This is a genomic window from Streptomyces sp. URMC 123 (assembly GCF_051386515.1).
In the GTDB taxonomy this organism is placed as follows: Bacteria; Actinomycetota; Actinomycetes; order Streptomycetales; family Streptomycetaceae; genus Streptomyces.
The window spans coordinates 1-7,447 of the sequence record NZ_JBPQTV010000320.1 but is presented as its reverse complement, the minus strand read 5'-3'; the positions used below and the strand labels follow the sequence as shown (position 1 = coordinate 7,447).

7 protein-coding genes are annotated in these 7,447 nt (G+C 75.0%); 2 read left to right on the top strand and 5 right to left on the bottom strand.

Translation table 11 applies throughout. The features are described 5' to 3' along the window. The coding region (locus ACSNOD_RS26045) for a polyketide synthase (RefSeq protein WP_436769497.1) at positions 1–1,331 on the bottom strand (1,331 nt) is incomplete at its 3' end. A 150-nt stretch (positions 1,332–1,481) separates the two neighbouring features. On the opposite strand from ACSNOD_RS26045, the gene ACSNOD_RS26040 reads away from it, so the two are divergent. Then, on the top strand, positions 1,482–2,510 hold the full coding sequence (locus tag ACSNOD_RS26040; protein WP_436769496.1) for a 3-oxoacyl-ACP synthase III family protein: 1,029 nt from the start codon (positions 1,482–1,484) through the stop codon (positions 2,508–2,510). A gap of 44 nt (positions 2,511–2,554) precedes the next feature. Here the strand turns inward: ACSNOD_RS26040 and ACSNOD_RS26035 are convergent, their stop codons facing one another. After that, complete coding sequence (locus tag ACSNOD_RS26035) at positions 2,555–3,448, bottom strand: TIGR01777 family oxidoreductase (protein ID WP_436769495.1); 894 nt, start codon at positions 3,446–3,448, stop codon at positions 2,555–2,557. 100 nt (positions 3,449–3,548) lie between these two features. Then, positions 3,549–4,070, bottom strand: coding sequence for a DUF4240 domain-containing protein (locus ACSNOD_RS26030; protein WP_436769494.1), 522 nt, complete (start codon positions 4,068–4,070; stop codon positions 3,549–3,551). A 209-nt stretch (positions 4,071–4,279) separates the two neighbouring features. On the opposite strand from ACSNOD_RS26030, the gene ACSNOD_RS26025 reads away from it, so the two are divergent. Continuing rightward, positions 4,280–5,257 (top strand): SDR family oxidoreductase, encoded by a 978-nt coding sequence (locus tag ACSNOD_RS26025; protein ID WP_436769493.1) that lies wholly within the window; start codon positions 4,280–4,282, stop codon positions 5,255–5,257. On the opposite strand, the gene ACSNOD_RS26020 is transcribed toward ACSNOD_RS26025, so the two are convergent. After that, the gene (locus ACSNOD_RS26020; RefSeq protein ID WP_436769492.1) at positions 5,248–6,345 is read right to left on the bottom strand and encodes a helix-turn-helix transcriptional regulator; all 1,098 of its coding nucleotides are present in this window, start codon (positions 6,343–6,345) and stop codon (positions 5,248–5,250) included. The genes ACSNOD_RS26025 and ACSNOD_RS26020 overlap by 10 nt on opposite strands. A 126-nt stretch (positions 6,346–6,471) precedes the next feature. Continuing rightward, a partial coding sequence (gene sucB, locus ACSNOD_RS26015) for a 2-oxoglutarate dehydrogenase, E2 component, dihydrolipoamide succinyltransferase (protein WP_436769491.1) occupies positions 6,472–7,447 on the bottom strand: 976 nt, incomplete at its 5' end.

Here is a 7,447-nt window from a genome sequence, read left to right as displayed (position 1 = left end):
TGGGGGACCCGGCGGAGGCGGAGGCCGTCGGGCGGGCGCTCGGGCGGCACCGTGAGGACGGCGTGGGCGTTGGCGCCGCCGAAGCCGAAGGAGTTGACCCCGACGGCGGCCCGCTCGTGCAGGCGCAGACTCGCGGGTTCGACCGTGGGGGACAGGCCCAGGCCCGCGAAGTCGATGGCGGGGTTGAGGGGCCGCGCGTGCAGGGTCGCGGGGGCGCGGCCGTGCCGCAGGACGAGCAGCGCCTTGCACAGCCCCGCCATTCCGGACGCCGGCTCCAGGTGGCCCAGGTTGGACTTCACCGAGCCGATCGGCAACGGCCCGCCCGTGCGGTGCCGCCCGAGCGCCCGCCCGACGGCCTCCGCCTCCGCCGGGTCCCCCACGGGCGTCCCCGTGCCGTGCGCCTCGAAGTACACCAGGTCGTCGGGGTCCACCCCGGCCCGGCCGTACACCGCGCGGAGCAGTGCCTCCTGCGCTTCCGAGCTGGGCATCGCCAGTCCCACCGTGCGGCCGTCGCAGTTGCTGCCCGTTCCCGCGATCACCGCGTGCACCCGGTCCCCGTCGGCCACCGCGTCGGCCAGCCGCTTCAGGACCACCACGCCGCCGCCCTCGGCCCGGACGAAGCCGTCCGCCTCGGCGGAGAACGCGGCGCACCGGCCGCGCCGCGACAGCATCGACGCGGCGGAGAAGGAGACGAACCCCTCGGGGCCCGTCAGGACGTTGACGCCCCCGGCGATCGCGACGCGGCCCCCCTCCTCCAGGAGGGCGCGGCAGGCGCGGTCCAGCGCCACCAGGGAGGACGAGCAGGCCGTGTCGACGGCCATGCTCGGGCCCCGCAGATCGAGGACGTACGACAGGCGGTTGGCCACGATCGACAGGGCGCCGCCGCTGGCGGTGTACGGCGTCTGCCGGTCGGGCAGCCGCCCCTGCAACCGCGCGTAGGAGGCGTCGGAGACCCCCACGAAGACCGGGGTGGCCGAACCGGCCAGCGACCGCGCCGGAATCCCGGCGTCGTCGAGCGCCTCCACGGCCAGTTCGAGCAGCAGGCGCTGCTGCGGGTCCATGCAGGCGGCCTCCACGGGGGCGATGCCGAAGTACTCGGCGTCGAAGCCGGCCACGTCGGGGAGGAACCCGCCCGCCGCCGTACAGCTCAGGCCGGGCCGCGCCGGCCCGGGGTCCACCCAGCGGTCCCGGTCGAACCGGTCCTCGGGCACCTCGCCGACCAGGTCCCGGCCGTGCGACAGGGCCTCCCACAGCTCCGCCAGGTTCGACAGCCCACCGGGGAAGCGACACCCGACCCCCACGATGGCGACCGCCCGCTCGTCCGCACCCATGCACACCGCCCCCTACCGCCCGTGCCTTCCATAAGACGTGCCCCATAAGCCGACAAGTAGCTATTCGTCCATCGATTCCCCTCATCAGCCCTTCGGGTGCCCTGGCGAGGAACGGACCCCTGCGCCCGGTCGGCCTTCTACGGTGGCAAGGTGCCGACTGCCCCGCGTGCCCGGCTGGTTGCGACCGCGGTCCACCTGCCCCCCGCATACCGGACCATGGGCGAGACCCGGGAGCGCATCGCCCGCTCCGGCAGCGCCTTCGTGCCTCCGGCGGGGCTGCTCGAAGACCTCACCGGCGTACGGGGGGTGCACGAGAAGGGCGAACGCGAACAGGCCTCGGACCTCGCCGCCAGCGCCGCGACCAAGGCCCTGGCGGCCGCCGGACGCGACGTCGCCGACGTCGACCTGCTGCTGTTCACCGCCTGCAGCCAGGACCTCATCGAACCGGCCACCGCGCACATCGTCGCCGCGAAGCTCGGCGCCACCTGCCCGGTGTTCGACGTCAAGAACGCCTGCAACAGCGTCCTCAACGGCATCGAGATCGCCGCCGCGTTCATCGAGACCGGCCGCTACCGCACCGTGCTCATCACCTGCGGCGAGGCGCCCACCCTCGCCACCCGCTGGGAGGTGCCCAGCCACGACGCGTTCCTGCGGGCCGTGCTCGGCTACACGGCCTCCGACGCCGGCGCCGCGCTCCTGCTCACCGCGGGCCCGGCCACCGCGGACGGACCCGGCGTCCTCACCACGCTCTTCGGCGCCGAATCCACCGCCTGGAACGCCTGCACGATCGAAGCGGGCGGAACCCTGCACGCCCGCCCGACCGACATGGAGGCCACCTACCTCAGGATCGACGGTGACCTCCTGCGCGACGTCGCGCTCGGCCTCCTGCCGCGGGTCCTCACCCGCACCGGTGAGACGCTGGACGCCGTGCGCCGCAGCTCCTTCATCGCCTTCAACCAGACCACGGCCCCGCAGTACCGGGAGACGATCCAGGCACTGGGCCTGCCGGCCGACAGCTGCCTGCCGACCGTCGTCGACCACGGGAACACCGCGTCCGCCTCGCTGCCGCTGCAACTGGTCACCGCCCTGGAGAGCGACCGTGTCGAGCCCGGTGACACCGTCGCGCTGCTCGGCGTGGCCAGCGGATTCAGCGCGGGCGTGGTCCTGATCAGGCTCTGAGGCGGGGCGCCGGAATCCCCACGCCCGGGCCCCGGCCCGGCGGCCTACGCGGTCAGGGCCGCGCGGAGTGCCGCGTCGATCGTGGCGTGGCGGAAGGTGAAGCCCGAGGCCAGGAGGCGGCCCGGGAGCGCGCGTTGGCTGCCGAGGACGTCCTGGGCCAGCTCGCCCAGGGCGAGGCGCAGCGCCGGCGCCGGCACCCGGAGCAGCGCCGGGCGCCGCAGCACCCGGCCCATCGCCCGCGCCGCTTCGCGGTTCGTCACCGGCTCGGGCGCGGTGAGGTTGACCGGCCCGGCCAGCTCCGCCGTGTCGATGACGTGCCGCAGCGCGGCCACCTCGTCGGCCAGGGAGATGAAGCTCCAGTACTGGTCGCCGCTGCCGAGCGGCCCGCCGAGGCCGAGCCGGAAGAGCGGGAACAGCCGCCCCCACGCCCCGCCGCCGCGCGCCACCACCAGCCCGGTCCTGGCGAAGGCGGTCCGTACGCCCGCCTCGACGGCCGGCGCCGCGGCCTCCTCCCACTCCTCGCAGACGCGGGCGAGGAAGCCGTCGCCCGGCGGGGCGTCCTCGTCCAGCACGCGGTCGCCCGCGTCGCCGTAGATCCCGATCGCGCTGCCGCTCACCAGCACCCGCGGCGGGGTGTCCAGCGAGGCCACGGCCTCGGCCACGGCGGCCGTGCCCAGCACGCGGCTGTCGCGGATCTCCCGCTTGTAGGCGTCGGTCCAGCGGTGGCCGCCGATGGCCGCCCCGGCCAGGTGGACGACGGCGTCGCTGCCGGCGAGGCCGGCCGCGTCGACCCGGCCGCGCCCCGGGTCCCACCGCGCCTCGTCGGGCCCGCGCGGCGCGCGCCGCACCAGCCGGACGACCTCGTGGCCGTCCGCTCGCAGGGAGCGTACGAGGGCGGAGCCGATCAGCCCCGTGGCACCGGTGATGCTGACGCGCATGGGTCCATCCTGCCCCGCCCGGCGCCCGGGAGCGCGCGCACCCGCCGCCCGCGGCGCCCCCGGAAGCGGAACGACACGCGCCGACGTGAAGAGAACTGGCTCAGGCGCGGAAGCGCTCCCACAGGCGGAAGAAGCGCTCCCGCAGGGCCTCCTCGTCCTCCAGGTCCAGGAGCGTGCCCAGCGGCTCCTTGGGCTGCGGCGGCAGGCCGAGGTCCGGCAGCTCCGCGCCGGTGAGCTGCTCGTACGCCTCGTCCGCCGCGTAGCCGAGGTCCTCCGCGTCGCCGTCGACCTCCGCGTCGAAGTCGTCGAGGAGCTCCGCGAGGTCGTCCGGGTCGTGCAGGGCGCCCTCGAAGATCTCCCGGCCCTGGCCGATCAGCCAGCAGCGGAAGAAGTCGAACGCGTCGTCGTCGGCGCCGTCGAGCAGCACCCAGGCCGCGCCCCACAGGTCCCAGCGGTAAGCCCGGTTGTAGCGGGACTCGAAGTGCCGGGCGAAGTCCAGCACGGCGTCGGGCTCCAGCTGGAGCAGCCGTTCCACCAGCAGATCGGCGTGGTCCTCGGCATCCCCGTCGGCGGCCTCGCGGGTGCTGTCGACGATCTCCCAGAACTCCGTCTCGTCCATCATCACGGGAACAGCATCGGGTGTTCGGCCCCGCGCCGCACGTGGAGCGGCCCAGATGCGGCTGTGTCGTTACCGGAGGGTCGCCCGGGGCCGCCGCGCCCGCCCCGGCGACGGGAGAGCGAGGAAAGCCGGGAAATGGCGACAGAAGGTGTCGGGATTGGGTGCCAGCCTCGGTCGGGTCAGATCCCGAACCCCATGGAAAGGACGTACTCGTGAGTGAGCACGGCAGTGCGTACGGCACCGGGCGGGGCGGCTCCCCGACGGACCGGGAGCGCCCCCTGGCGGGCACGGTGGCCCTGGTCGCGGGGGCGACGCGGGGCGCCGGACGGGCCATGGCCGTGGCGCTGGGGGCCGCGGGCGCGACGGTCTACGCCACCGGCCGGACCACCCGCGACCGGGTCAGCGAGGTGGGCCGGCCGACGGAGACCATCGAGGAGACGGCGGAACTGGTCACGGCGGCCGGCGGCGAGGGCATCGCCGTGCCCACCGACCACCTGGTGCCGGACCAGGTACGGGCCCTGGTGGAGCGCGTAGACCGCGAGCGCGGCCGGCTGGACGTCCTGATCAACGACATCTGGGGCGGCGAACACCTGGTCGACTTCGGCGCCCGCCCGGCCATGTGGGAGGTCCCGCTGGACCAGGGGCTGCGCATGCTGCGGCTGGGCGTCGAGACCCACCTCGTCACCAGCCACTTCGCGCTGCCCCTGCTGACCCGCCGGCCCGGCGGACTGCTCATCGAGGTGACGGACGGCATCTGGGAGCACAACCGCGACCACTACCGGGAGAACCTCTACTACGACCTCACCAAGAACGCCCCGATCCGCATGGCCTTCGGCCTGGGGCAGGAGCTGAAGGAGCGGGGCTGCACCGCGGTCTCCCTCACCCCCGGCTTCCTGCGGTCCGAGCAGATGCTCGACTACATGGGGGTCACCGAGGAGAACTGGCGCGACGGGGTGGCGAAGCTGAGCAGCTTCGCCATCGCCGAGTCGCCCGTCTACATCGGCCGCGCCGTCGTCGCGCTGGCCTCCGACCCCGGGGTGGCCCGCTGGAACGGGCAGTCGCTCTCCACCGGGCAGCTCGCCCGGGAGTACGGCTTCACCGACGCCGACGGTACCCGGCCGGACGCCTGGCGCTATGTGCGCGAGGTGGAGTTCGAGGGGAAGGACGCGGACGACTCGGCCTACCGCTGATCCGCGGACGGCGGGCGGGCGCCCGATTCCACGGGCCCCACGGCCTGGGGCCGCGCCGGCCCCTCCGGCGCCCCGCCGACCCCGTACAGCGCCGCCGTCCGGGCCGCGGCCGCCGTGAACCGCTCGCGCAGCGCCGGCGGCCCGAGCACCTCCGCCTCCGGCCCCAGCGCCAGCACCTGCCCGTACGCCACCTCCGGCGACTCGACGGGCAGCGTGACCGTCACCAGCCCCGCCGCGTCGGGCCCGCCCGCCGCGGCGAGGGCCTCCTCGGCGGCGGCCCGGTCGGTGACGTGCGGCAGCTGGGCCGCCCCCGCCGGCGTCAGCCGCACCACCACCTCGTCCCGCAGCAGGGACCGGGCGAACTCCGCCGCGTGCCGCTCCCAGAAGGCCGGCAGATCGAAGTCCTCGTCGCGCGCGAACCGCCCGTCGCCGCCGTCGCCCGCCCCCTCGCCGGGGGCCGGGGACGGGGTCGGGGCCGGTGCCACGGAGGTGAAGCGGTCCACCCGGTACACCCGGAAGGCGCCGTCCACCCGGGCGGCGAGATACCAGACGCCGGCCTTGAGCACGAGCCCGTACGGCTCCAGCGTCCGCCGCACCTCGCGCTCGCCGCGGCGGTACCGGACGGCCAGCGGGCGGTCGTCCCAGACGGCCTCGGCGACGGCCGGCAGCAGCGCGGGCGTCGGCGCCTCCCGCCACCAGCCGGGCGCGTCCAGATGGAAGCGCTGCGCGGCGGTCGAGGGCGCGTCCCGCAGCTCCGGCAGCAGGGCCGCGGCCACCTTCAGCCGGGCCGCCGAGGCGGTGTCCGCCAGCCCCATCTCGCGCAGCGCCGACGGCACCCCGGACAGGAACAGCGCCTCGGCCTCGGCGCGGCCCAGGCCGGTGAGCCGGGTGCGGTATCCGCCGACCAGCCGATAGCCGCCGGCCCGGCCCCGGTCGGCGTACACCGGCACGCCCGCCTCCGAGAGGGCGAGCACGTCCCGGGCCACCGTGCGCTCCGAGACCTCCAGCTCCCGCGCCAGCTCGGCCGCGGTCATGGCCGGCCGGGCCTGGAGCAGCAGCACCATTCTGATCAACCTCGCCGCGCGCATGCGCCCATCATGGCGCGGGGGTACGACAACGGCCGCGCCCCCGGTACCGGGAAGTCCCGGCGCCGGGGGCGCGGCCGTACGGCGCTGCTCGCGGGGGCCCGAGAGCCCTCAGGAGCCGCAGGGGCCTCAGAGGCCGAGGTCGACCTCGAACTCGCCGGCCTCCAGGATCTCCTTGACCGCGGTCAGGTAGCGGGCCGCGTCGGCGCCGTCCACCAGACGGTGGTCGTAGGAGAGCGACAGGTAGGTCATGTCGCGCACGGCGATGGTCTCGCCGAGCTCCGGGTGGTTGATGACGACCGGGCGCTTGACCGTGGCGCCGATGCCCAGGATCGCGACCTGGTTCGGCGGCACGATGACCGTGTCGAACAGCGCACCGCGCGAGCCGGTGTTGCTGATCGTGAAGGTCGCGCCGGACATCTCGTCCGGGCTGATCTTGCTGGTGCGGACCTTGCCCGCCAGCTCCGCGGTCTTCTTGGCGATGCCGGCGATGTTGAGGTCGCCCGCGCCCTTGATGACCGGGGTCATCAGACCCTTCTCGGAGTCCACCGCGATCCCGATGTTCTCGGAGTCGAAGTAGGTGATCGTGCCCTCGTCCTCGTTGATCCGGGCGTTGATGACCGGGTGGGCCTTCAGCGCCTGGGCCGCCGCCTTGACGAAGAACGGCATCGGGGACAGCTTCACGCCCTCGCGCTGGGCGAAGGCGTCCTTCGCCTTGGCGCGCATCCGCATGAGCTTGGTGATGTCCACCTCGACCACGCTGGTGAGCTGCGCCTGGCTGTGCAGCGCCTTCATCATGTTGTCGCCGATGACCTTGCGCATGCGGGTCATCTTGACGGTCTGACCGCGCAGCGGGGACGCCTCGACGGCGGCGGCCTTGGGGGCCGCGGCGGCCGGAGCCTGCGCCGGGGCCGGGGCCTGGGCGGCCTCGGCGGCGGCGATGACGTCCTGCTTGCGGATGCGGCCACCGACACCGGTGCCCTTGACCGACGACAGGTCCACACCGCGCTCGGTGGCGAGCTTGCGCACCAGCGGGGTGACGTACGCGCCGTCGCCACCGCCGGCCGGAGCCGCGGGGGCGGCGGCCGGGGCCGGGGCGGGCGCC

What these genes read in the sequence shown, in the direction of transcription:
- ACSNOD_RS26020 (WP_436769492.1), bottom strand. Translation starts at nt 6,345, where the DNA reads ATGCGCGCGGCGAGGTTGATCAGAATGGTGCTGCTGCTCCAGGCCCGG.
- ACSNOD_RS26035 (WP_436769495.1), bottom strand. Translation starts at nt 3,448, where the DNA reads ATGCGCGTCAGCATCACCGGTGCCACGGGGCTGATCGGCTCCGCCCTC.
- ACSNOD_RS26030 (WP_436769494.1), bottom strand. Translation starts at nt 4,070, where the DNA reads ATGATGGACGAGACGGAGTTCTGGGAGATCGTCGACAGCACCCGCGAG.